24 protein-coding genes are annotated in these 23355 nt (G+C 72.3%); 3 read left to right on the top strand and 21 right to left on the bottom strand.

The window, feature by feature from the left end:
* The 20 genes from VFH10_RS13920 to infC all read right to left on the bottom strand — a co-directional run.
* Nucleotides 1-961, bottom strand: a 961-nt coding sequence (locus tag VFH10_RS13920) for a CTP synthase (protein WP_325129563.1), incomplete at its 3' end; no start/stop codon positions are given.
* 116 nt (nt 962-1077) lie between these two features.
* Nucleotides 1078-2031 carry a copper transporter gene (locus VFH10_RS13915; RefSeq protein ID WP_325129561.1) on the bottom strand — a complete coding sequence of 318 codons (954 nt, stop codon included), beginning with the start codon at nt 2029-2031 and terminating at the stop codon, nt 1078-1080.
* Nucleotides 2028-3245: a putative cytokinetic ring protein SteA gene (steA, locus tag VFH10_RS13910; protein ID WP_325129559.1), complete on the bottom strand. Its 1218-nt coding sequence runs from the start codon at nt 3243-3245 to the stop codon at nt 2028-2030. Before steA ends, VFH10_RS13915 begins: the two co-directional genes overlap by 4 nt.
* Before the next feature lie 67 nt (nt 3246-3312).
* Nucleotides 3313-3894, bottom strand: a complete 582-nt coding sequence (locus VFH10_RS13905) for a DNA-3-methyladenine glycosylase (protein WP_325129557.1) — start codon at nt 3892-3894, stop codon at nt 3313-3315.
* The gene (gene argH / locus VFH10_RS13900) at nt 3878-5299 is read right to left on the bottom strand and encodes an argininosuccinate lyase (protein ID WP_325129555.1); all 1422 of its coding nucleotides are present in this window, start codon (nt 5297-5299) and stop codon (nt 3878-3880) included. Before argH ends, VFH10_RS13905 begins: the two co-directional genes overlap by 17 nt.
* A 52-nt stretch (nt 5300-5351) precedes the next feature.
* Nucleotides 5352-6785: an argininosuccinate synthase gene (argG, locus tag VFH10_RS13895; protein ID WP_325129553.1), complete on the bottom strand. Its 1434-nt coding sequence runs from the start codon at nt 6783-6785 to the stop codon at nt 5352-5354.
* Nucleotides 6786-6810: 25 nt separating this feature from the next.
* Complete coding sequence (locus VFH10_RS13890; protein ID WP_325129552.1) at nt 6811-7332, bottom strand: arginine repressor; 522 nt, start codon at nt 7330-7332, stop codon at nt 6811-6813.
* Entirely contained in the window at nt 7329-8261 is a 933-nt protein-coding gene (gene argF, locus VFH10_RS13885) for an ornithine carbamoyltransferase (protein WP_325129550.1), read from the bottom strand. The genes VFH10_RS13890 and argF overlap by 4 nt, the downstream gene beginning before the upstream one ends.
* Entirely contained in the window at nt 8258-9454 is a 1197-nt protein-coding gene (locus tag VFH10_RS13880; RefSeq protein WP_325129548.1) for an acetylornithine transaminase, read from the bottom strand. The genes argF and VFH10_RS13880 overlap by 4 nt, the downstream gene beginning before the upstream one ends.
* Nucleotides 9454-10416, bottom strand: a complete 963-nt coding sequence (argB, locus tag VFH10_RS13875; RefSeq protein ID WP_414689873.1) for an acetylglutamate kinase — start codon at nt 10414-10416, stop codon at nt 9454-9456. The genes VFH10_RS13880 and argB overlap by 1 nt, the downstream gene beginning before the upstream one ends.
* A 15-nt stretch (nt 10417-10431) precedes the next feature.
* On the bottom strand, nt 10432-11598 hold the full coding sequence (gene argJ, locus VFH10_RS13870; RefSeq protein WP_325129546.1) for a bifunctional glutamate N-acetyltransferase/amino-acid acetyltransferase ArgJ: 1167 nt from the start codon (nt 11596-11598) through the stop codon (nt 10432-10434).
* Nucleotides 11595-12011, bottom strand: a complete 417-nt coding sequence (locus VFH10_RS13865; protein WP_325129544.1) for an ACT domain-containing protein — start codon at nt 12009-12011, stop codon at nt 11595-11597. The genes argJ and VFH10_RS13865 overlap by 4 nt, the downstream gene beginning before the upstream one ends.
* Nucleotides 12008-13042, bottom strand: coding sequence for an N-acetyl-gamma-glutamyl-phosphate reductase (gene argC / locus VFH10_RS13860; protein WP_325129542.1), 1035 nt, complete (start codon nt 13040-13042; stop codon nt 12008-12010). Before argC ends, VFH10_RS13865 begins: the two co-directional genes overlap by 4 nt.
* Before the next feature lie 125 nt (nt 13043-13167).
* Nucleotides 13168-15657 carry a phenylalanine--tRNA ligase subunit beta gene (gene pheT, locus VFH10_RS13855; RefSeq protein ID WP_325129540.1) on the bottom strand — a complete coding sequence of 830 codons (2490 nt, stop codon included), beginning with the start codon at nt 15655-15657 and terminating at the stop codon, nt 13168-13170.
* Nucleotides 15658-15661: 4 nt separating this feature from the next.
* The gene (gene pheS, locus VFH10_RS13850) at nt 15662-16765 is read right to left on the bottom strand and encodes a phenylalanine--tRNA ligase subunit alpha (RefSeq protein ID WP_325129538.1); all 1104 of its coding nucleotides are present in this window, start codon (nt 16763-16765) and stop codon (nt 15662-15664) included.
* Between the two features lie 154 nt (nt 16766-16919).
* Entirely contained in the window at nt 16920-17969 is a 1050-nt protein-coding gene (locus VFH10_RS13845; RefSeq protein ID WP_325129536.1) for a sensor histidine kinase, read from the bottom strand.
* A gap of 44 nt (nt 17970-18013) precedes the next feature.
* Entirely contained in the window at nt 18014-18856 is an 843-nt protein-coding gene (locus VFH10_RS13840) for an RNA methyltransferase (RefSeq protein ID WP_325129533.1), read from the bottom strand.
* Nucleotides 18857-18898: 42 nt separating this feature from the next.
* Complete coding sequence (gene rplT / locus VFH10_RS13835) at nt 18899-19300, bottom strand: 50S ribosomal protein L20 (protein ID WP_325129531.1); 402 nt, start codon at nt 19298-19300, stop codon at nt 18899-18901.
* Between the two features lie 42 nt (nt 19301-19342).
* Nucleotides 19343-19537 (bottom strand): 50S ribosomal protein L35, encoded by a 195-nt coding sequence (gene rpmI, locus VFH10_RS13830; RefSeq protein ID WP_325129529.1) that lies wholly within the window; start codon nt 19535-19537, stop codon nt 19343-19345.
* An 88-nt stretch (nt 19538-19625) separates the two neighbouring features.
* Nucleotides 19626-20381: a translation initiation factor IF-3 gene (gene infC / locus VFH10_RS13825; RefSeq protein WP_325129527.1), complete on the bottom strand. Its 756-nt coding sequence runs from the start codon at nt 20379-20381 to the stop codon at nt 19626-19628.
* Between the two features lie 322 nt (nt 20382-20703).
* Here infC and VFH10_RS13820 point away from each other — a divergent pair, with 322 nt between their 5' ends.
* The gene (locus VFH10_RS13820; protein WP_325129525.1) at nt 20704-21066 is read left to right on the top strand and encodes a DUF1844 domain-containing protein; all 363 of its coding nucleotides are present in this window, start codon (nt 20704-20706) and stop codon (nt 21064-21066) included.
* Here the strand turns inward: VFH10_RS13820 and VFH10_RS13815 are convergent.
* Complete coding sequence (locus tag VFH10_RS13815) at nt 21020-21526, bottom strand: SseB family protein (protein WP_325129524.1); 507 nt, start codon at nt 21524-21526, stop codon at nt 21020-21022. The genes VFH10_RS13820 and VFH10_RS13815 overlap by 47 nt on opposite strands.
* Nucleotides 21527-21654: 128 nt before the next feature.
* Here VFH10_RS13815 and VFH10_RS13810 point away from each other — a divergent pair, with 128 nt between their 5' ends.
* Nucleotides 21655-22134 carry a hypothetical protein gene (locus VFH10_RS13810; protein ID WP_325129522.1) on the top strand — a complete coding sequence of 160 codons (480 nt, stop codon included), beginning with the start codon at nt 21655-21657 and terminating at the stop codon, nt 22132-22134.
* A complete protein-coding gene (locus VFH10_RS13805; protein WP_325129520.1) occupies nt 22131-23348 on the top strand; it encodes an amino acid deaminase/aldolase in 1218 nt (405 codons plus the stop codon). Before VFH10_RS13810 ends, VFH10_RS13805 begins: the two co-directional genes overlap by 4 nt.
* The last annotated feature ends 7 nt before the right edge of the window (nt 23349-23355 follow it).

Genomic DNA, 23355 nt, shown 5'->3' with positions numbered 1-23355 from the left:
CGGTGACCGACAAGTAGGCGTCGGGCAGGTCGATGTACTTGCCGACCAGGGCGACCGTCACCTCCTTGGCCGGGTGGTGGACCCGCTGCAACAGCTGGTCCCAGTCGCGCCAGTCGACATCGCGGAAGGGCAAGCCCAGGCGTCGTACGACGTAGGCATCCAAGCCCTCGGCGTGCAGCACCTTCGGGATGTCGTAGATCGAGGGGGCGTCGACGGCGTTGACCACGGCCTCTTCGTCGACGTCGCACATCAGCGAGATCTTCCGCTTCATCGACTCGGGGATCTCCCGGTCGGACCGGCAGACGATGGCGTCCGGCTGGATACCGATCGAGCGCAGCGCGGCGACCGAGTGCTGGGTCGGCTTGGTCTTCAGCTCCCGGGAGGGACCGATGTAGGGCACAAGCGAGACGTGCAGGAAGAAGCAGTTGTCCCGGCCGACGTCGTGGCGGGTCTGCCGTGCGGCCTCGAGGAAGGGCAGGCTCTCGATGTCGCCGACGGTGCCACCGATCTCGGTGATCACCACGTCCACCGTGTCACCGGGGTCGCCGCCGGAGCCCGCCATCGCCCGGATGCGTTCCTTGATCTCGTTGGTGATGTGCGGGATCACCTGCACGGTCTCCCCGAGGTAGTCGCCGCGCCGCTCCTTGGCGATCACCTGCGAGTACACCTGACCGGTGGTCACGTTGGCGATGCCGGAGAGGTCGGCGTCGAGGAACCGCTCGTAGTGACCGATGTCCAGGTCGGTCTCGGCGCCGTCGTTGGTGACGAACACCTCGCCGTGCTGGAACGGGTTCATCGTGCCGGGGTCGACGTTGAGGTAGGGGTCCAGCTTCTGCATGGTGACCCGGAGCCCGCGGGACTTCAGCAGCGAGCCGAGTGAGGAGGCCGTGAGGCCCTTCCCGAGGGAGGAGGCGACGCCTCCGGTGACGAAGACGTGCTTGGTCGGCTGCGATGCGGCCAAGTGAACTCCCGTGGCATCGAGGGTGGTGTCGAACTCTGCGGGCGCCGGTCGATCACGCCTCCACGGGGTTCCACCCTATCAAGGAGCGGGCCGGTACGCCGGGCCGACACCCGGTGTCACCCTCCGCTCACAGCTCCGGGCATCGCGCCGTCCGCGGCATCGACCGCGCCGAAGTGGCCGGTCTGGTCCTGCGCCTGGCCGGCGAGCGCCATCGCCGCGACGATCCGGGCCGCGGACCGGCCCAGCGCGTCGACGGTGGAGACGTCCCGGGCGGCCACGACGTCCTCGCGGATCCCGCGGACCAGGCCCTGGTCGCGGGCCGAGGCGATCGGGCCGGCGACGACGACGCCGTCTGTGTCCGCGTCGACCGCCGCGACGATCGTGGCGAGGATGCTGCTCGCGCCACTCTGCTCCTCCTCGGTGCCGGTGGGCGAACCGGCTACGAAGAGCACCAGGCTGCCGCGCCGGTCGAGTGCGCCGTCGGCGGACATGAGACCGGCGGTGCTCAACCCGGCGAGGATGCTGTCGGAGGTGGCGTCGACCCCGGCCCCGCCGGCGTCCTTGTCGGTGCCGATGGCCCGCGCCATCAGCGCACCGATCCGCTCGTAGCCGCTGGCATCGGCGGGGACGCTGACGTCGGACGCGCCGTCGAGCAGCTGGCTGCCGAGCTCGTCGACGAGCTGCCGGTTGGAGACGTCGAGGAGCTGGTCGCCGACCCGCACCGAGCCGCCGACCGTGCCGCCCGCCGTGGTGATCATGTCGCCGAGCGCCGACACCTCGGCCTGCTGGCTGCCCGGGAGCGCCACCAGCGTGACCACCCGTCCGTCCAGCACCTGGCCGAGCAGCCCCGGGGCGATCGTGTCGGCGAACTCGTCGGTGAAGGTGTTTCCGGCCCGGGTCGCGGCGATCTCGGCGCGGAGGTCGGCCTTCACCCCCCGGTCGGCCTTGACCTGGTCGACGAGGGTGTTGTCCACCTCGCCCTTCAGCGGGCCGCCCCCGAGCGCGACGCCGACCGCCAGAGCCAGGAAGACCGAGACGATCGAGACGATGTGGTAGCGGAACGAGATCACGTGAACAGTCCTTGGATCCAGTCGATCAGGTCGGTCAGGGCGCCTTGGACGGAGTCCCACCACTCGCCGCCCACGGGTGTCGCTGCGACGGCGGTCAGCAGGGCGACGAGCCCCGCGAGCACGACGACGCCGAGGTGCCACAGCCGCACCCGTCCGGCGTACAGCTGGGGGACGCTCTTCGCATCGACCAGCTTGGGTCCGACGCGCAGGCGGGTGAGGAAGGTGCTGGCCAGGCCGGAGCGCTGGCGGTCGAGGAACTCGTCGAGGGTGGCGTGCATCCCGACCGTGATCATCAGCGAGGCGCCGGCGGTGTCGGCCAGCAGCAGCGCGACGTCCTCGGTGAGGCCGGACGCGGCGAGCTCGTGGGCGCGGACGCCGAGCCGTTCGAGCCGGTCGCTGCCGATGGTCCGCCCGCCGCGGTCGGTGTGCAGGACCACCTCGTGGGAGTGCCGCACGGCGCGGTCGGTGACGGTCTGTCCCTGCTCGCCGGCCGTCGTGCCCTGGCCGAGCCCCTGCTCCCCCACCACCACGATGTCGGGCCGGTGGCCGGCCGCCTCGAGCGCGTCGGCGCCGGCGTCCACGCCGATCAGGACGGGCCGCTGCTCGCGGATGAACCGGTGCAGCTTGCGGAGATCCTCGCGGTAGTCGTAGCCGCGGACCACGACGACCACCGGACGGCCCTGGATGCGGGTGCGCAGCCTCGGGACGCCCTGGCCGTGCAGCAGCAGGTCCTGCTCGCGGCGCAGGAACTCGGTGGTGTTGTGGGTGAAGCTCTGCAGCTGGGTGCTCAGCCCGCCGCGGGCGTCGGACATCCGCTCCGCGACGTCGTCCGCACTGAGCTGCCGCCCCTCGGCGACCGTCTCGTCGCCGCGCATCAGCCGGTGCCCGTCGATGCGGACGGCGGTGCCGTCGGTGACCGTCTTGAACACCTCGGCCCCGACGTCGTCGAGCATCAGCACGCCCGCCTTGGCGAGCAGGTCCGGCCCGAGGTTGGGGTAGCGGCCGGAGATGAACGGCGAGGCGTTCACCACCGCGACCACGCCGGCGTCCACCAGCGCCTCGGCGTGCGAGCGGTCGAGGTCGAGGTGGTCGATCACGGCGATGTCGCCACGGCGCAGCCGGCGTACGACGGCGGAGGTGCGCCGGTCCACACGAGCCGTCCCCGAGACTCCGGGCAGGCCGTCGAGGGGCTGTTGGCGCGAGGGGAACTTCATGGCGCGGCCATGCTCTCACGCAGACCCAACACTTCCCGGGAGGGACATTCCCGGCAGTTCGGCGGGCTTATCGGGGTGCCCGCGGGCTCCGGCGGTACGCCGAGACGGAGCGGTCGCCGCGCAGCCAGAACCGCCAGGGCACGTCGTGCGCGAGGGAGACGCCGACGCGCGGTCCGGACAAGATGTCCTCCGCGGGCACCGGCTCCTCCGGCAGCGCGAGCAGCCCGTCGAGGTCGAGCCCGTCCTGGTTGCGGTCGATGCCGAGGGCCTGGGTCAGGTTGGCGGGACCGCGGGCCAGCGCCTCGTCGGGTCGGGCGCCGCGTCGCTGGCGCGCCGTGAGGAGCCCGTCGACGACCTCCCCGGCCCGCAGGAGTACCGCGGAGGCCGTGCCGGCGGGCCCGCAGACCACGTTGGCGCACCAGTGCATGCCGTAGGAGAAGTACACGTAGAGGCGGCCCGGCGGCCCGAACATCACGTCGTTGCGGGCGGTCGGGCCGCGGTAGGCGTGCGAGGCGGCGTCGTTCGTGCCGTCGTACGCCTCGACCTCGGTGAGCCGGACGGTGACGCCGCCATGGGTGAGCCTCGCGCCGAGCAGCCGGGGCGCCACCTCGGGGGCCGGCCGCAGCAGCAGCTCAGCCCAGCCAGGCACGGTGGTCCGCGACGACGCCCCGGAGCTCGGCGAGCTGTTCGGCCACCCGGTCGGGGGCGGTGCCGCCTCGACCGTCGCGCGACGCCACGGAGCCCTCGACGGTCAGGACGCCCCGGACCCCCGGGGTGAGGTGCGGCGAGATGGTGGCGAACTGCTCGTCGGTGAGCTCGTCGAGCTCGATCCCGAGCTCCTCGCAGCGCTGCACGCACTCCCCGGCCAGCTCGTGGGCGACCCGGAACGGCACGCCCTCCCGCACCAGCCACTCGGCGACGTCGGTCGCCAGCGAGAACCCCTGCGGCGCCAGCTCGGCCATCCGGGCGGTGTCGAACGTCAGCGTCGCCACCATCCCGGTGAACGCGGGCAGCAGCACCTCGAGGGTGTCGACGGAGTCGAACACCGGCTCCTTGTCCTCCTGCAGGTCGCGGTTGTAGGCCAGCGGCAGCGCCTTGAGGGTGGTCATCAGGCCGACGAGGTTGCCGACGACCCGGCCCGCCTTGCCGCGGGCGAGCTCGGCGATGTCCGGGTTCTTCTTCTGCGGCATGATGCTCGACCCGGTGGAGTACCCGTCGTGCAGGCGCACGAAGCCGAACTCCTTGGTCGCCCACAAGATGACCTCCTCGGCCATCCGCGACACGTCCACGCCGATCATCGCGGCCACGAAGGCCAGCTCCGCGACGAAGTCGCGGGCCGCCGTACCGTCGATCGAGTTCGGGCTGGAGTCGGTGAACCCGAGCTCGGCGGCGACCTGCCGCGGGTCGAGGCCGAGGCTGGAGCCGGCGAGGGCGCCTGAGCCGTACGGCGAGTCGGCCGCGACCCGGGCGTCCCAGTCCCGGATCCTGCCGAGGTCACGGACCAGCGGCCAGGCGTGCGCCATCAGGTGGTGGCTGAGCAGCACCGGCTGGGCGTGCTGGAGGTGGGTGCGCCCGGGCATCACGGCGCCGAGGTGCTGCTCGGCCTGGTCGGTGATGGCGTCGACGAGGTCGAGGAGCTGCCCGGCGACCACCCGCGCGTGGTCGCGAAGAAACACCTTGAACAAGGTGGCGATCTGGTCGTTGCGGGACCGTCCGGCCCGCAACCGGCCGCCGAGCTCGGCGCCGACCTCGTCGAGCAGCATCCGCTCGAGCGCCCCGTGCACGTCCTCGTCCGACTCCGCGGCGACCGCCTCGCCCGAGGCGACCTTGGCCGCCAGCCGGTCGAGCCCGGCGAGCAGCCCGTCGAGCCCGGCGTCGTCGAGCAGGCCGGCCCGGTGCAGCACGCGGGCGTGGGCCCGGGAGCCGGCGAGGTCGTACGGCGCCAAACGCCAGTCGAAGTGCGTCGACTTCGACAACGCTGCCAGGGCCGGGCTCGGGCCGTCGGCGAACCGGCCGCCCCACAGCGCCCCGGTGTTGGTGGCTTCCTTGCTCACGACGTCCTTCCTCGATGCCTGGTCCGTGCCGGCCGCTCCGCTGCTGGTCGGGTCAGTCGGTGCCGGACTCCATCGCGGCGTGGTCGAGCGCCTCGTCGTCGAAGGAGTCCGGGTCGCCGTTCTTGCGGGCGATCCGGTCGGCACCGCCCGGCTCGATTGCGCCGAACAGGTTCCCGTGCTCGACGAGCACGTGACCCTGGTCCTGCGGCTGGGTGGCGTACAGCTCGAGCTTGGACCGCGAGTCCGCGATGTCGAGGTTGCGCATCGTGAGCTGGCCGATCCGGTCGGTCGGCCCGAACACCGCGTTGTCGGTGCGCTCCATCGACAGCTTGTCGGGGTGGTAGGAGAAGTCCGGCCCCGAGGTGGCCAGGACGGTGTAGTCCTCGCCTCGGCGCAGCCGGACCGTCACCTCGCCGGTCACGAGGGACGCGACCCAGCGCATGATCGACTCGCGCATCATCAACGCCTGCGGGTCCAGCCAGCGGCCCTCGTAGAGCATCCTGCCGAGCCGACGGCCCTCCGAGTGGTAGTTGTCGATGGTGTCCTCGTTGTGTACCGCGTTCAGCAGCCGCTCGTAGGCGATCCAGAGCAGCGCCATCCCGGGCGCCTCGTAGATCCCCCGGGACTTGGCCTCGATGATCCGGTTCTCGATCTGGTCGGACATCCCGAGCCCGTGCCGGCCGCCGACCACGTTGGCCTCGTGGACCAGGTCGACCGGGTCCGGGTAGCGGGTGCCGTTGATCGCGACCGGCCGACCGAACTCGAAGCCGACCGTCACGTCCTCGGTCTCGATCGCGACCGAGGGGTCCCAGAACCGCACCCCCATGATCGGTTGCACGGCCTCCAGGGAGACGTCGAGGTGCTCGAGCGTCTTGGCTTCGTGGGTGGCGCCCCAGATGTTCGCGTCGGTGGAGTACGCCTTCTCCTGGCTGTCGCGGTAAGGCAGGTCCCGCTCGGTGAGCCAGGCGCTCATCTCGTGCCGGCCGCCGAGCTCCTTGACGAACTCCGCGTCCAGCCACGGCTTGTAGATCCGCAGCTCGGGGTTGGCGAGCAGTCCGTAGCGGTAGAACCGCTCGATGTCGTTGCCCTTGAAGGTCGACCCGTCACCCCAGATGTCGACGCCGTCCGCGTGCATCGCCCGCACCAGCATGGTGCCGGTGACGGCCCGCCCGAGCGGCGTGGTGTTGAAGTACGCACGGCCGCCGGAGCGGATGTGGAACGCACCGCAGGCCATGGCGGCCAGCCCCTCCTCGACCAGCGGGCGGCGGCAGTCGACGGCGCGGGCGATCTCCGCGCCGTACTGGAGCGCGCGGTCGGGCACGCCGCTGATGTCCGGCTCGTCGTACTGGCCGATGTCGGCGGTGTAGGTGCACGGCACCGCACCCCTCTCACGCATCCAGGCGACAGCGACGGACGTGTCGAGACCGCCGGAGAAGGCGATGCCGACGCGCTCGCCGACGGGGAGGGAGGTCAGGACCTTGCTCACGGTGAATCCTTAGGGCTGGGAGTGTTCAGGAGGGCTGCGGGGGCTGCGAGCGGTTGGCGAGCGCGAGGAACCGCGCGGCCAGGTCGTGCCCGCCGTCGGGTCGTCGGCTGATCACCAGCACTGTGTCGTCGCCGGCGACCGTGCCGAGCACGTCGTCGGACTCGGACCTGTCGAACGCCGAGGCCAGGAACTGTGCGGCGCCCGGCGGCGTCCGCAGCAGTGCCAGGTTCGCCGAGGCGTCCGCGGAGACGAGCAGCTCGCCCAGCAGCCGGGCGAGCCGGGCCTCGGACGCCGCTGTGTCGTGGACGACGGGGGTGCGGTCGCCGCCCTCGGCCGGCACGGCGTACACGAGCTGCCCGGAGGGGATGCGCACCTTCACGGCGTCGAGCTCGACGAGGTCGCGCGACAGGGTGGCCTGCGTGACCTGCACGCCGGCCTCCTTGAGCAGCTCGGAGAGCTCGGCCTGGGAGCGCACCTGACGGCGGCCGAGCAGGTCGACGATCTTCTGCTGACGGGCGCTCTTGGTGAGCGGGATCGTGGAGGTCATGCCGGGTCCTCGTGTGCCAGGAGCCAGGTGAGCAGTGCCTTCTGGGCGTGCAGGCGGTTCTCGGCCTCGTCCCAGACGACGCTCTGCGGGCCGTCGATGACCTCGGCGGCGATCTCCTTGCCGCGGTAGGCGGGCAGGCAGTGCAGGACGACCGCGTCGGCGGCGGCTCCGGCCAGCAGCTCGGGCGTCACCGCGTAAGGGACGAACGGCCGCGACCGCTCCTCGGCCTCTGCCTCCTTGCCCATCGAGACCCAGGTGTCGGTCGCGACGACGTCTGCGCCGTCGACCGCCTTGGTGGCGTCGGTCTGGTAGGCGGCGGAGCCGCCGGTGGTCGCGGCGATCTCCTGCGCCCTCGCCAGCACGCCGGCGTCGGGTCCGAAGCCCTCGGGGCCGCTGACCCGCACGTGCATGCCGGCGGTCGCGCAGGCCAGCAGGTAGGAGTGGCTCATGTTGCTGGCCGCGTCGCCGAGGAACGCCAGGGTGCGCCCCTCGGTCCCGCCCTTGTGCTCGGCGACGGTCTGCAGGTCGGCCAGCAGCTGGCAAGGGTGGAACTGGTCGGTCAGCGCGTTGACGACGGGCACGCCGGCGTGCTCCGCCATCTCCTCGATGCGGGACTGGTCGTAGGTCCGCCACACGATCGCGGCCGCCTGCCGGCCGAGCACCCGGGCGGTGTCGGCGACCGACTCCCGGGTGCCGATCTGGGCGAGCTTGCCGTCGACGATCATCGGGAGCCCGCCGAGCTCGGCGATGCCGGTCGTGAACGACACCTGGGTGCGCAGCGTCGGCTTGTCGAACACGACCGCCACCGTCCGTGGACCCTCCAGCGGCCGCTCGGCGAACCGGTCGGCCTTGAGCTTCCGGGCGAGCGTGAGCACTTCGGCCTGCTCGGCCGGGGTGAGGTCGTCGTCGCGGAGGAAGTGGCGAGTCATGAGGCGGCACCTCCGAGGGCGTCGTACGCGGTGTCGAGGATCCCGGGCCAGGCCGCGACGAGCTCCTTGGCCTGCTCCTCGGTGAGCACCAGCGGCGGCGCCAGACGGATCGTGCCGGGACCGGTGCTGTTCAGGATGAAGCCGGCCCGCTGCCCCGCCTCGACGACCTGGGCACCCGCCTCGGCGTCGAGGTCGATCCCGATGAGCAGGCCGCGCCCGCGGATATCGGTGACCCGGGGATCGGCCAGCCCGGACCGCAGCAGCTCACCGACGTGGTTCACGTTGCCGAGCAGGTCGTCCTTCTCGATGGTCTCGATCACGGCGAGCGCGGCGGCGGTGGCGACCGGGTTGCCGCCGAAGGTGGTGCCGTGGTTGCCGGGCTGGAACAGGTCGGCGCTCTCCCCCAGCGCGATGCAGGCGCCGATCGGGATGCCGCCGCCCAGCCCCTTGGCGAGGGTGACGATGTCCGGCGTGACACCCGACTCGGTGTGCGCGAACCACGCCCCGGTGCGACCGATCCCGGTCTGCACCTCGTCGACCCAGAGCAGCGCCCCCCGTGCCGCGGTGATCTCGCGAGCCCAGGCCAGGTAGTCCGCCGGCGGTACGACGACGCCGGCCTCGCCCTGGATCGGCTCGACCACGACGGCGGCCGTCTCGTCGGTGACGGTCGCGGCCAGGGCGTCGGCGTCGCCGTACGGCACGAACGTGACACCGCCCGGGAGCGGCTCGAACGGCTCGCGGTAGGCCGCCTTGGCGGTGAGGGCCAGCGAGCCCATCGTGCGGCCGTGGAAGGCGCCCTCGGCGGCCACCACCTGCGTGCGTCCAGTGCGCCGGGTCAGCTTGAGCGCCGCCTCGTTGGCCTCCGAGCCGGAGTTGGCGAAGAACACCTTGCCCGGGGTGCCCGGCGGCGCGCCCACCAGGTCGAGCAGCCGTTCGGCCAGGGCGACCTGCGGCTCGGTGGCGAAGAAGTTGGACACGTGCCCGAGCGTGCCCAGCTGCTGCGAGACGGCGGCCACGAGCGCGGGGTGCGCGTGGCCGAGGGCGTTGACGGCGATCCCGCCGAGGAGGTCGAGGTAGCGGTTGCCGTCGGCGTCCCACACGTAGGCGCCCTCACCGCGGGTGAGCACCAGCTTGGGCGGTCCGAACGCGTTCATCAGCGACGCGGCGTACCGCTTCTTGAGGCCGTCGTGCATCAGCCCTCCTCCGTCTTCTGCAGCGCCTGCCTGATCGTGGTCTCCGCGCCCGGCAGCACCTGGGTGCCGATCCCGTCGTCGGTGAAGATCTCGAGCAGCACCGAGTGCGGTTCCCGGCCGTCGACGACGGTCGCGCGCGGGACGCCGCCGCGGACTGCCTTCAGGCAGGCCTTCATCTTGGGGACCATGCCGCTGGCCAGGCTGGGCATCAGCTCCTCGAGCGCCTCGGGGCCGATGTGCCCGATGACATCGTCGCTGTCCGGCCAGTCGCGGTAGAGGCCCTCCACGTCGGTGAGCACGAGCAGCTTCTCGGCTTCGAGCGCGACGGCCAGCGCGGCCGCGGCGGTGTCGGCGTTGACGTTGTGCACCCGGCCGAGCTCGTCGGGGGCGACCGAGGAGATGACCGGGATCCGCCCCGCCTCCACCAGGTCCTGCACCGCCTCCGGTCGCACCTTGGCGACCTCGCCCACCAGGCCGAGGTCGACCTCCACGCCGTCGACGACGGTGCTGGTCGGCTCGGCCGTGAACAGCCCGGCGTCCTCCCCGCTGAGGCCCACGGCCAGCGGGCCGTGGGAGTTGATCAGCCCGACCAGCTCGCGGCCGACCTGGCCGACGAGCACCATCCGGACGACGTCCATCGCCTCGGGGGTGGTCACCCGCAGGCCGCCGCGGAACTCGGACTCGATCTGCAGCCGGTCGAGCATGCTGCTGATCTGGGGACCGCCCCCGTGCACGACGACCGGGTGGAAGCCGGCGTAGCGGAGGAACACGATGTCCTCGGCGAACGCCCGCTTGAGAGTGTCGTCGGTCATCGCGTTGCCGCCGTACTTCACCACGATCGTCTTGCCGTGGTAAGTCTTCAGCCACGGCAGCGCCTCGGCCAGGGTGGCCGCCTTGGCGGTGGCGCGCTTGAACGCCTCGGGACTGGTCGTCGCGATGGTGTCGTCGGTCTCAGAGGTCACGCGGATCAGTCGCTCTCAGCTCGAGTAGGCGGAGTTCTCGTGCACGTAGGCGTGCGTCAGGTCGTTGGTCCAGACCGTGGCACGGTCGTCGCCGGACTTGAGGTCGATGGTCACGGTGACCTTGCGCCCGGTCAGGTCGACCGTCGCCGGGTCGGCGTCGGGCTCGGACCCGCGGCAGACCCAGACGTCGTTCATCGCCACGTCGAGGTCGGCCGGGTCGAAGACGGCGTCGGTGGTGCCGATCGAGGCGAGCACGCGGCCCCAGTTGGGGTCCTTGCCGAACACGGCCGCCTTGAACAGGTTGCTGCGGGCCACGGACCGTCCGACCTTCACGGCGTCGTCCACCGAGGCCGCGTTGAGCACGGTGATGGCGATCTCGTGGTCGGCCCCCTCCGCGTCGGCGAGCAGCTGCATGGCCAGGTCCGTGCACGCCCGGGTCAGCGCGTCGGTGAACTCCTCCTCGGTCGGAGTGGTGCCCGAGGCGCCGTTCGCGAGCAGCGTCACCGTGTCGTTGGTTGACATGCAGCCGTCGGAGTCGAGGCGGTCGAAGCTGACCCGGCAGGCCGCCCGCAGCGCCCGGTCGGCGGTGGCCGGGTCGACCGCGGCGTCGGTGGTGAGTACGACGAGCATGGTGGCCAGCTGAGGCGCGAGCATCCCGGCGCCTTTGGCCATCCCGCCGATGCACCACTGGGCGCCGGTGGTCGAGCCCGTCGAGACCAGCACCTGTTTGCTCACCGAGTCGGTGGTCATGATCGCCTCGGCCGCGTCGCCACCGCCGTCGTACGACAGCGCGGAGAGGCACCGGTCGACGCCGTCGAGGAGCACGTCGCGGGGGTTGGTCAGCCCGATCAGCCCCGTCGAGCAGACGACCACGTCGATCGCGCCGATCCCGAGCCCGTCGGCGACCTTCTCGGCGACCGCGTGGGTGGTCTGGAAGCCCTCGGCCCCGGTGTAGCAGTTGGCCCCGCCGGAGTTCAGCACCACCGCGCGCACGGTGCCGTCCTTGACGACCTCCTGGCTCCACAGCACCGGGTTGGCCTTGCATCGGTTGGCGGTGAAGACGCTCGCGGAGGCGTACTGCGGGCCGTCGCTGACGACCAGGGCCATGTCCTTGCCGCCGGAGCCCTTGAGTCCGGCGGGCACGCCCGAGGCCCGGAAGCCCTGGGGAGCGGTGATGCTCACGCGTCACCCTCCGTTGCGGTCACGGGCGGGTGCACCGTGTGGCCGGTCGCGGTCCAGGCCGCCTCGGCCATGTCGGCCTGGCCGGCCCGGACCAGGATCCAGTCGGTGTCGTAGGTCGAGATCGTGAAGACGCTCACGCCGTCGTCTGCGAGCGGAGTGAGCAGTGCGTGCAGCACACCGGTCATCGAGATGTCGAGCGGGCCGTCGACCTCGAACGCCACGAACGGGCCGAGCCGCTTCGCCTTGGCCGGCACCGTCGACGCGTGGCAGACGATGGACGTCTCGGTGTCGGTGGCGGTCACCGAGAACAACGTCGAGGCGGCCGCCCACGCCGGGACCTTCGCGCCGCGGCCGAGCCGGACCACGGCCAGGGCGTCGCGGTGCCGGGTCAGACCGTAGGTGCCGGCGCTCACGGGGCGAGCCCCACGGTCGAGAGGCCGTTGGCCTCGGGCAATCCGAGCGCGAGGTTCATGCACTGCACGGCCGCGCCGGCGGTGCCCTTGGCGAGGTTGTCGACGGCGGCGACAGCCACCAGGCGACCGGCGTCCTCGTCGACCGTCACCTGGACGTGCACGGCGTTGGACCCGAGCACCGACTTGGTCTGCGGCCAGATCCCCGGTGGCAGCAGGTGGATGAACGGCTCGTCGGCGTAGGCCTTCTCGTAGGCGGCGTACGCCTCGTCGGCGCCGACCGTCGTGGGCGCGGAGCAGGTGGCGAGGATGCCGCGCGGCATCGGCACGAGCAGAGGCGTGAACGACACCTTGACCGGGCGGTCGGTGAGGCCGCCGAGGTTCTGGGTGATCTCGGGGGTGTGCCGGTGCGTGCCGCCGACGCCGTATGCGCTAGCCGAGCCCATCACCTCCGCACCGAGCAGGTGCGGCTTCGGCGCCTTGCCCGCGCCGGAGGTGCCGGAGGCGGCGACCACGACGATGCCGGTGGTGTCGACCAGCCCGGCGGCGACGGCCGGGGCGATGGCGAGCGTGGAGACGGTCGGGTAGCACCCCGGGACCGCGATCCGGGTCGCGCCGGCGAGCCGGCTGCGCTGGTCGCCGAGCTCGGGGAGGCCGTAGGGCCAGGAGCCGGCGTGCTCGCCGCCGTAGAACTTCTCCCAGTCCTCGGCGTCGGTCAGCCGGAAGTCGGCGCCGCAGTCGATGACCACGACCTCGTCGGGCAGCGCGTTGGCGATCACGGCGGACTGACCGTGCGGAAGGCCGAGGAACACGACGTCGTGCCCGGCGAGCACCTCGACCGTGGTCTCCTCGAGGACCCGGTCGGCCAGCGGCACCAGATGCGGCTGCAGCGCCCCGAGCCGCTCCCCCGCGTTGGACCCCGCGGTCACCGCCCCGATCTCGACGTCGGGGTGGGCCAGCAGCAGGCGCAGCACCTCACCCCCGGCGTACCCACTGGCTCCGGCGACGGCCACTCTCCGCTTCGGCATGTGCATGACCATACACCCAAGTGCATATACCCGGGACGCCCGGTCCGCCGAGGAGTCACAGACTCAGCCCCCTCACCGGCGTGTCGCGGACCAGGTGACCCCTCACCGCCCCGGCTCTGCACGCGTCCGGGTCAGGCGCGGTGCACCGCCCCGTGCCGCTGCACCGCCAGCGCGACCGCGGCGTCGCGGGCGGCGCCGGTCTCGGCCTCTGTAAGGGTGCGGTCGGGTGCCCGGAACCGCAGCGCGAACGCGAGCGACCGCTTGCCCTCCTCGACCTGGTCGCCGGTGTAGACGTCGAACAGCCGGACCGACTCGCACAGCTCGCCGGCTCCCTCCGCGAGCGTCGCGGCGACGTCGGCGGCGGGGATCGCGGCGTCGACCACCAGCGCGACGTCCTCCTTGGCCACCGGGTACGTCGAGAAGTGCGGGGCCGGCACGATCAGCACGGCCCGCTCGAGCAGCCGGTCGAGGTCGATCTCGGCGACGGCGGTGCGGCCCGGGACGCCGTACGCCGCGCAGACCCGCGGGTGCAGCTCGCCGGCGAAGCCCAGCGTCACCTCGCCGACCAGCAGCTCGGCACAACGGCCCGGGTGCCAGGGAGCCCGTGTCGCCGACCGGACCGTGACCTGCACGCCGAGCGCGGTGGCCACGGTGCGGATCGACTCGATGGCATCGGCCCAGGAGGCCGCTCGTCCGGGACCCCACCAGCCGGAACGCTCCCGGTGACCGGCGACCCCCAGCGCGAGGTGCAGCGGCTGGTCGGGGACCGCCTTCTGCAGGTCGTCCCACTCCCCCTCGGTCGGGCGTCGGTCGACCGGCAGGATCGGCGCCGCCACCGTGCCGCGGGGCAGGGTCACCGTGGCGGTTTCGAAGAGCGCCGCGTCGGGGAGCCCACGGCCGGCGTTGCGGGCCAGCGCCTTGAGCAGCCCAGGCAGCAGCGTCGTGGTCATCAGCGGCTCTTCGGAGCTGATCGGGTTGGCGATCCGCATGGCCGTACGCCGCTCGTCGTCCCCGTCCAGGCCGAGCCGGTCGAGGTCCGACGTGCCGACGAACGGGAAGTTCACCACCTCGACGAAGCCCGCACCGGCGAGCGTGCGGCCGACCCGGCGGCGCAGCGACTGCGACGGGGTGAGCCCGCGACCCGACGGGGCCGTCGGCAGGACGGACGGGACGTGCTCGTAGCCGACCACCCGGGCGACCTCCTCCACGAGGTCGAACGGGTCGGTGATGTCGGGCCGCCAGCTCGGCGGCACCGCGGTGAGCCGGTCACCGTCGGGGCTGACGTCGCAGCCGACCGCGCGCAGGTGGGCGACGGCCGTCTCGGCGCTGATCTCCATGCCGGTGACGCGCGCCGGAAGGTCGGTGGCGATGTCGATCGGCTCCGGCACGGGTGCCTCGCCGACCTTCGTCACCGACGTCGACGCGGTGCCGCCGCCGTACCGCGTGAGCAGCTCCACCACCCGGTCGGCCGCGGCCTCGCAGGTGGTCGGGTCGGCTCCGCGCTCGTTGCGCTTGCCCGCCTCGGAGGTGATCTTGTGGCGCTTACCGGTGCGGAACATCGACATGGCGTCCCAGTGCGCCGCCTCGATCATCACATTGGTGGTGGTGGCCGACATCTCGGTGGCCTCGCCACCCATGACCCCGCCGAGACCGATGATCCCGGAGTCGTCGGTGACGACGAGGTCCTCCGGTGACAGCTTCCGGTCGGTGCCGTCGAGGGTGGTCAGCCGCTCACCGTCCCTGGCCCGGCGAACACGGACGGTGCCGGTGAGCTTGTCGGCGTCGTAGCCGTGGATCGGACGCCCCAGCTCGAGCATCACGTAGTTGGTGACGTCGACGGCCAGTGAGATCGGCCGCATGCCGGCGAGCTGGATGCGGCGGGCCAGCCAGGGCGGGGTGGATGCGCCCGGGTCGAAGCCGGTCACGGTGCGCGCGACGAACACGGGGCAGCCGTCGGGGTCGTCGACCTCCACGGGGTACGCCGCGCCGTCCGGTGCGGGGGTCGGCCGGTCCGCGGGGTCGTGGAACGGCACGCCGAAGCCGAGCGCCGCCTCGCGGGCGATGCCGCGCAGGGACAGGGCGTAGGCCCGGTCGGGGTTGATCTCGAACTCGATCACCTCGTCGCGCAGCGGCAGCACCCCGAAGGCGTCGTCGCCGGGCTCACCCGCGTCGGCCGGGAGCACGAGGATGCCGTCCTTGCTGCCGGGGTCGTCGAGGCCGAGCTCGGTCGCGGAGCAGATCATGCCGGCCGACACGTGGCCGTAGGTCTTGCGCGCGCTGATCTCGAACCCGCCGGGGAGTACGCCGCCCGGCAGCACGACGACCACGAGGTCGCCTACCGAGAAGTTGTGCGCCCCGCAGACGATGCCCTGTGGTTCGCCCGTCCCGTTGGTGTCACCGACGTCGACCGTGCACCACCGGATCACCTTGCCGTTCTTCTGCGGCTCGTCGTCCACGGTGAGCACCCGGCCGAGCACGAGCGGGCCCTGCAGGTCGTGCCCGGGCCGGGTCAGCGCCTCGAGCTTGAGCCCGAGAGCGGTCAGCCGTGCGGCGAGCTCCTCGGGGGTGAGGTCCTCGGGCAGGTCGACGTACTCGCGGATCCAGGAGACAGGGGCGCGCATGTGGTCAGATCTCGCTTCCGAAGGCCGTGGTGAACCGGACGTCGCCCTCGAACATGTCGCGCATGTCCTCGGCGCCGTGCCGGAACATGAGAGTCCGGTCGATGCCCATCCCGAAGGCGAAGCCGGTGTAGCGCTCGGGGTCGACCCCGCAGGCGACCAGCACGCGCGGGTTCACCACGCCGCAGCCGCCCCACTCGATCCAGCCCTCGCCCTTGCAGGTGCGGCAGGTCCGCACGTCGGGATCCTGCCCGCGGCAGACGAAGCAGACGAGGTCGACCTCGGCGCTCGGCTCGGTGAACGGGAAGTACGACGGCCGGAAGCGGGTCGTGATCCCGTCGCCGAACATCGCCTCGGCGAAGTGGTCGAGCGTGCCCTTCAGGTGCGCCATGGTGATGCCCTCGTCGACCACGAGCCCCTCGACCTGGTGGAAGACCGGGCTGTGCGTCGCGTCGTACTCGTCGGTGCGGAAGACCCGCCCCGGACACACGACGTAGATAGGTGGCTCTCGGGTGAGCATGGTCCTGGCCTGCACCGGCGAGGTGTGCGTGCGGAGCACGATGGCGTTCTCCGCCGGCTCCATCCAGAACGTGTCCTGCATGGTGCGTGCCGGGTGGTCGGGCCCGAGGTTCAGCGCGTCGAAGTTCAGCCACTCGGCCTCGACGACGGGTCCCTCCGCGACCTCCCAGCCCATCGCGACGAAGACGTCCCCGATCCGCTCGGAGAGGGTGGTCAGCGGGTGCCGCGCCCCGATCGGCGTACGGTCCCAGGGCAGCGTGACGTCGACGGTCTCCTCGACCAGCATCCGCTCCTCGTGCTCGGCCTCGAGCACCTCCTGGCGGGCGGCGATCGCCTTGTTGACCGCGCCCCTCGCCTGGCCGACGCGCATGCCGGCCTCCTTGCGGGCCTGCGGCGGGAGCGCACCGATCTCGCGGTTCGCGAGCGCGAGCGGCGACCGGTCGCCGGCGTGCTCGATCCGGACCCGCCGCAGCGCCTCGAGGTCGGCCGCGGCCGCGATGGCGGCCAGCGCGGCGTCGCGCATGGCGTCGACCTCGTCGGCCTTGAGCGGGGTGACCTCGACGGGGTCGTAATCGGTGTTGGGCCCAGACATGGGGTGAAGTCTAGGAAGAGCGCGAGTACGCCGACGAACCGGTTTCGTCCCGCGGGCCCGCCGACGGCCCGCGGCGAGGGGTCAACTGTGCCGCGACACACCGGCCACGAGGCTGATTACCTGACTCCTCGCGGGGGGTTCGGGGAGGGTGCGGCTAGTGCGGGGAGGCCGGCCAGAGGATGGTAAGACGAGCGCCGCCGCCGGGCGCGTCGTCGATCTCCACGATGCCGCCGTGGGCCCTGACCAGGCCGTGGATGATGTACATCCCGAGGCCGGAGCCGCCGCGGGTGCCGTGCTTCCAGAACTTCGTGAACACCCGGCTGCGGATGGCGGGGTTGATGCCGACGCCCTCGTCGTCGACGTGCAGCACGATGCCGTCGAACGGCGCGTCGTCACCCAGCGCGGCGATGTTCAGCGAGACCTTGCCGTCGCCGTGACGCAGTGCGTTGTCGACGAGGTTGTGCAGGACCTGGGCGAGCTTGTCGGGGTCGGCGAGCACCGGGGGCAGGTCGTCCTCGGCGGTGAGCACGATCTCGCGACCGGTGCCGGCGCGCACCGACTCGAGCACCCGCTCGACGGCCTGCGGGAAGTCCAGGAGCCGCGGGTACAGCGACAGCCGGCCGGTGTCGATACGGGCCACGTCGAGCAGCTCGGCGATCAGCCGGGTGAGCCGGTCGGCGTCGACGTTGACCGTCTCGAGCATCATCTTCTTCTGCTCGTCGTTGAGCCGCTCCCACTTGGACAGCAGGGTGGCGACGAAGCCCTTGACCCCAGTCAGCGGCGAGCGCAGCTCGTGGGCCACGGTCGCGACCAGGTCGGAGCGTTCCCGGTCGAGGCGGGCCCGTGCCTTGGCCGAGCGCAGCGAGACCGCGACGCGCTCCACCGGGAGTCGGGCGGACTCGCGGTCGATACGGACGGTCACCAGCAGCTCGGTGCCGTCGGAGGTGAACCACGACTGCTCGCTGAGACTGGTGATGGTGTTGAGTCCGTCGTAGGGGTTGGCGCAGGAGTACCACTCGTTGCCGCCCTGGTCCTGGAGGGAGACCACGTCCGCGAGGTGCTTGCCGACGCCGTCGGGAGACTGCAGGAGGTCGGCCGCCGCCCGGTTGATCACCACGACGCTTGCGGTCTCGTCGGCGATCACGACTCCGTCGGGCAGGGCGTCGAGCAGCGACTGCTGGTCGGCGGCCCCGTCGGTCGACATAACCGACAGATTAGACCAGTTCCGCGAAGTCCCCCGTGCCGTGCTCAGCCGTCCAGGCCGTGGCGGGGCACGGCCCCCCGGCGGGCTCGCGCCGAGGCGTAGAGGCAGACCGCCGCCGCCGACGCCAGGTTGAGGCTCTCCGCGCGGCCGTGGATCGGGATCGCGACCCGGTAGTCGGCCAGCGCGGCCACGTCGTCGGGCAGCCCCCAGGCCTCGTTCCCGAACAGCCACGCGGTGCGGCCCGCCAGCAGGCCGGAGTCCTCGGCAGCGTCCAGATCGGTCTCGCCGGCACCGTCGGCGGCGAGGACCGTCAGGCCGGACTCCCGGAGCCGGCGTACGACGTCCCGGGTGTCGTCGGCCACGGCCACGGGGAGATGGAACAGTGACCCGGCGGTCGCCCGGACGGTCTTGCCGTTGTAGGGGTCCACCGACTGGCCGGCGAGCAGCACACCGCCGGCGCCCGCGGCGTCGGCGCACCGGATCACGGTGCCGGCGTTGCCGGGGTCGCGCACGTCGGCGCAGACCACCACCAAACCCGGACGGGTGGCCAGCAGGCCCTCGACCGGGACGTCCACACGTGCACACACGGCCACGAGGCCCTGCGGGTGGACGGTGTCGGCGAGCGAGGCGAGCGCCGCGTCGTCGACGAGGTGCCACGGGAGCGTCGCGGCGGCCTCGCGGATCTCCGGGTGCTGCGCCGCCGCGGACGCGACGGCGAAGACCTCCCGGACGCAGCCATGCACGGTCAGCGCCTCCCGGACGGCCTGCGGGCCCTCGGCGAGGAACAGCCCCAGCTCGGCCCGGTGAACGCGACGAGCGAGCCGCCGTGCCGCCTTGACCCGGCCGCTTCTCGCAGTGAGCAGCGGCAGGTCAGCGCTGGTGGGCACGGGGCTCGCCCTCGGGTGTCTCGACGAGCTCGACCGGAGTGGTCAGGCGGACGCCTCGGCGGTCTCCTGCCGGGGAGCGTTGACGTCCTCCGGCAGGGCGGACTTGGCGGTCTCGACCAGCGTGGCGAAGGCCGCCGCGTCGTTGACGGCCAGGTCGGCGAGGATCTTGCGGTCCACCTCGACACCCGCGGCCTTGAGGCCCTGGATGAAGCGGTTGTAGGTGATGCCGTTGGCGCGGGCGGCGGCGTTGATCCGCTGGATCCAGAGCTTGCGGAAGTCGCCCTTCTTGGCCTTGCGGTCCCGGTAGCTGTAGACCAGCGAGTGGGTGACCTGCTCCTTGGCCTTGCGGTACAGACGCGAGCGCTGACCCCGGTAGCCGGAGGCCCGCTCGAGGGTTACCCGGCGCTTCTTGTGGGCGTTGACCGCCCGCTTGACGCGTGCCACTTGTTACTCCTTGATGCTTGAAATCTGTCGGGGCGAGCTCGGTCAGCGACCGAGGAGCTTGCGGACCTTGGCCGTGTCGGCCTTGGAGACCTCGGTGGTGCCGCTCATGCGGCGGGTCACCTTGGACGCCTTGTGCTCCAGGTTGTGGCGCAGGCCGGTCTTCTGGCGCCGGATCTTGCCGGAGCCAGTCACCCGGAAACGCTTGCTCGCACCGGAGTGCGTCTTGTTCTTCGGCATCTCTTCGTGTCCTTTGCTTGGTACTTCGTTCAGGGCGACTCTGGGTGCCGGCTCCGCCGGCCTCCTCGACCGAGTGGTCGTGACGGCGTCACGCCTCGATCTCAGGGTCGAGGTTCTCCGAGCGGCGGCGCGGCTTCTTGTCCGACGGGTCGGTCGGCGCGGTCGCGGTGCGCTCGGCGTGCTCGGCGTCCTTCTCGGCCTGGCGCTCGGCGGCCCGGACGGCCTTCGCCGCTTGGACCTCGGCCTTGGCCTCGGCCTTCTTCTTGTGCGGGCCGAGCACCATGATCATGTTGCGGCCGTCCTGCTTGGGCGCCGACTCGACGAAACCCAGCTCCTCGACGTCCTGCGCCAGCCGCTGCAGGAGACGGAAGCCCAGCTCGGGCCGGTGCTGCTCACGACCACGGAACATGATCGTGATCTTCACCTTGTCGCCCTGCTTGAGGAATCGCACGACGTGACCCTTCTTGGTCTCGTAGTCGTGCGCGTCGATCTTCGGGCGGAGCTTCATCTCCTTGATGATGACGTTGGTCTGGTTCCGACGGGCCTCGCGAGCCTTCTGCGCGGCTTCGTACTTGAACTTGCCGTAGTCCATGAGCTTGCAGACCGGCGGACGCGCGGTCGGAGCGACCTCGACGAGGTCGAGGTCGGCTTCCTGCGCGAGCCGCAGGGCGTCGTCGATGCGGACGATGCCGACGGTCTCGCCGTTCGGGCCAACGAGACGGACCTCGGGCACCCGGATCCGGTCGTTGATTCTCAGCTCAGTGCTGATGGGTCCTCCTGGGTCGAGTGATGTGGTGGCGACCCCGTCACGCCTCGACCCGGACAAACAAAAGGGCCTCCGCATGACAGACAAGCGGAGGCCAGCCCCGGCGCCGATTTCCGCTCGCGCGGATCGACACCAGACGAGGACGAGCAGTCGACGTACGACGGCTCACGCCTCGTGACCGGACCCGACGACCTGTTGGTGCAGGGCGGTCGATGCGGGTGGGGGACCGTGCTCGCGCACAGGCCCCGCTTGTCAGATCGTGCTGGTATCAACCTCCGGCACGCTCGGGATATTCCTACCCCGGGCGCACAGACGGCCGACCCAGCAGGATCGGTCCCGCCCAGGATAGCCCGAGAGCCCCTGCGGATGCACATCGGCGCGACCGTGACACCCTTGCCCCATGAGTCACGCCGCCCCCGAGAGCGCCCGCGACATCGCCGAGGTGCCCGCGCTCGAGATCGTCTCCACCGCCGCGCTGCACCTGATGAGCGCCGCCGCGGTGAACCTCGGGCTGGCGGAGGACCTGCCGGAGCACCAGGACCTCGACGAGGCGCGCACCCTGATCGAGGCGCTCGCCGGGCTCGTCACCGCGGGCGCCCCGCGGCTCGGCCACCACCACGCCGCCCCGTTGCGCGACGGGCTGCGCACCCTCCAGCTGGCCTTCCGCGAGGCCTCCGAGATCCCGGACGCGCCGGGCGAGGGTCCCGGGGAGAAGCTCACCGGTCCGGTCTCGCCCACGCCCAGGCCGGCGCAGGACCGCTGACCCGGGTCAGCGTCCACCCCTCCGCGAGGGCGACCAGGTCCTCACCCTCCACGACGAACAGCACCGGGCCCGCCACGTCCACGACGAGCGCCTCGGCGTCCTCCTGACGCGCCGACCGAGCGGCGTCCCGCGCGGTCACCGGCACCGGCCGGGCCTCGGGGTTCCAGGCACGCAGGGCCTCCGAGCCCGTGAAGGCGAGCAGCGCGGTCCGGCCGTCCTGGCCGCGCATCAGCACCGCCGCCATGTCCGAGGTCTTGTCGCGGGCCAGGCCCCGCTCGTCGACCTCCACCTCCCCCAGCACCGCCACCACCGGGACGAGCAGCCGGGCGTGCTGCAGGACGGCCAGGGTCTCGGCCTGCCGCGCACCGGGGTCCTCGGCGTACGCCGCCAGCGCCGCCACCACCTCGGGGGGAGCGGTGCCGTCGTCGCCGGCGAACCCGGGATCGGGCAGGGAGCGCATCCGCCGATCCTGCCAGCCCCACCGGCCGCCCCCCGCACCGCCCGATCGCCGAGGAGTCAGAACTTCAGGTGTCTGGACGGCGTGTCGGCGCAGAAGTGACCCCTCGGCGGGCGCCGTAGGCTGGGTTCGTGGGTGAATACGATTCCGCAACCTGGTCCGCAGTCGGAGTGGCCCTGACGGCAGTGGGTCTGGTCCTGAGCGTGGCGGTCTGGCGCCGCCGCGGGGTGGCGTCCGGGGTGCGCGGCGTCGCCTGGTCGCTGCTGCCGCTGGCCGCCGCCATGACCGGCCTGCTGCGCGTGGTCTGGGAGGTCGCCGACTCGGTGTCGTCGTGGGCGGCGCGGCTGGTGTTCAGCCCGACCGTGTGGGCCGGCATCGTCGTGGGCGGCATCTCCGCGACGCTCTTCGTGGTCTCGGGCTTCCTCCGCCGTCGTACGCCGGAGGGCCGGGCGCGCAAGGAGCGCAAGGAGCGCAAGGCGGCTGGTCCGGGGTCCGCCCCCGCCGCGGTCACGGCGAGCGGACCGAAGCCCGCGCGCACCGGCTCCGCACCCGCCGAGGACGACGACATGGCCGACATCGAGGCGATCCTGAGGAAGCACGGCATCTCGTGAGGCGGGACGCCCCCGAGGCGCGCCGCCGGCTGGCCGAGCGTCTCGACGCGGCCGTCGGCGCGCTCGGAACCGGCCCGTCCACGCCCACCTACGTGGTGGACCTCGACGCCTTCGACGCCAACGCGGCCGACCTGGCCCGACGTGCTGCGGGCACACCGATCCGGGTGGCGACCAAGTCGCTGCGGGTGCCGGCTCTTGTCGAGCGGGCGCTCACCGCCCCCGGCTGCCAGGGGGTGCTCGCCTACAACCTCCGCGAGGCGCTGTGGCTGCGGGAGCACGGCGTCTGCGACGACCTCCTGCTCGGCTACCCGACGGTCGACGCAGCGGCGCTCGGGCGGCTCACCGCCGACGAGCGCGCGGCGGCCGAGGTGACGCTCATGGTCGACGACCTCGCCCACCTGGACGTCGTCGACGCCGCGCGTAGCACCGACGTCACGGTGCGGGTGGCGCTCGACATCGATGCCGGCCTGCGCGTCGGGCCGGCGCACGTCGGGCCGAAGCGGTCGCCGCTGCGCGACGCCGCGGAGGTGGTCGACCTCGCCCGCGCCGTCGTCGCCCGTCCCGGGTTCGCGCTCGTCGGCGCGATGACCTACGAGGGGCAGGTGGCCGGGGTGCCGGACGCCGTGCCGGACCGGCGCGCCCGCTCCCTCGTCGTACGACGCATCAAGTCCGCGTCCATGGACCAGCTGGCCGAGCGCCGGGCCGAGATCGCCGCCGGGCTGCGCGACCTGGCCGACCTGGAGCTCTGGAACGCCGGCGGCTCGGGCAGCATCGAGGCGTCCGCCGCCGACCCCGTGGTCACCGAGGTGACGGCCGGGTCCGGGCTGCTGGTGCCGGCGCTGTTCGACCACTACCGGAGCTTCGAGCCGCGGCCCGCCGCCTTCTTCGGCGTCCCGGTGGTGCGGCGGCCATCAGCCGGCTGCGTCACCGTCGCCGGTGGCGGTCTGATCGCCTCCGGACCCACCGGCAAGGACCGCTCGCCGCTGCCGTGGGCACCGCCGGGGCTGCGGCTGACCGGGCTCGAGGGCGCGGGTGAGGTGCAGACGCCGCTCGTCGGTGCCGGGGCCGAGCACCTGGGCGTCGGCGACACGGTCTGGTTCCGGCACGCGAAATCCGGCGAGGTCGCCGAGCACGTGCGTGAGGTGCACCTGGTGGCCGGCGACCGCGTCGTCGAGGTGGTCCCGACGTACCGCGGCACGGGCAACGCCTGGTGACCTCCGC

Source organism: Nocardioides sp., assembly GCF_035697785.1.
Taxonomy (GTDB): domain Bacteria; phylum Actinomycetota; class Actinomycetes; order Propionibacteriales; family Nocardioidaceae; genus Nocardioides_B.
Note: the sequence above shows the minus strand (reverse complement) of the source record. Positions and strands in the feature narration are given on the sequence as shown.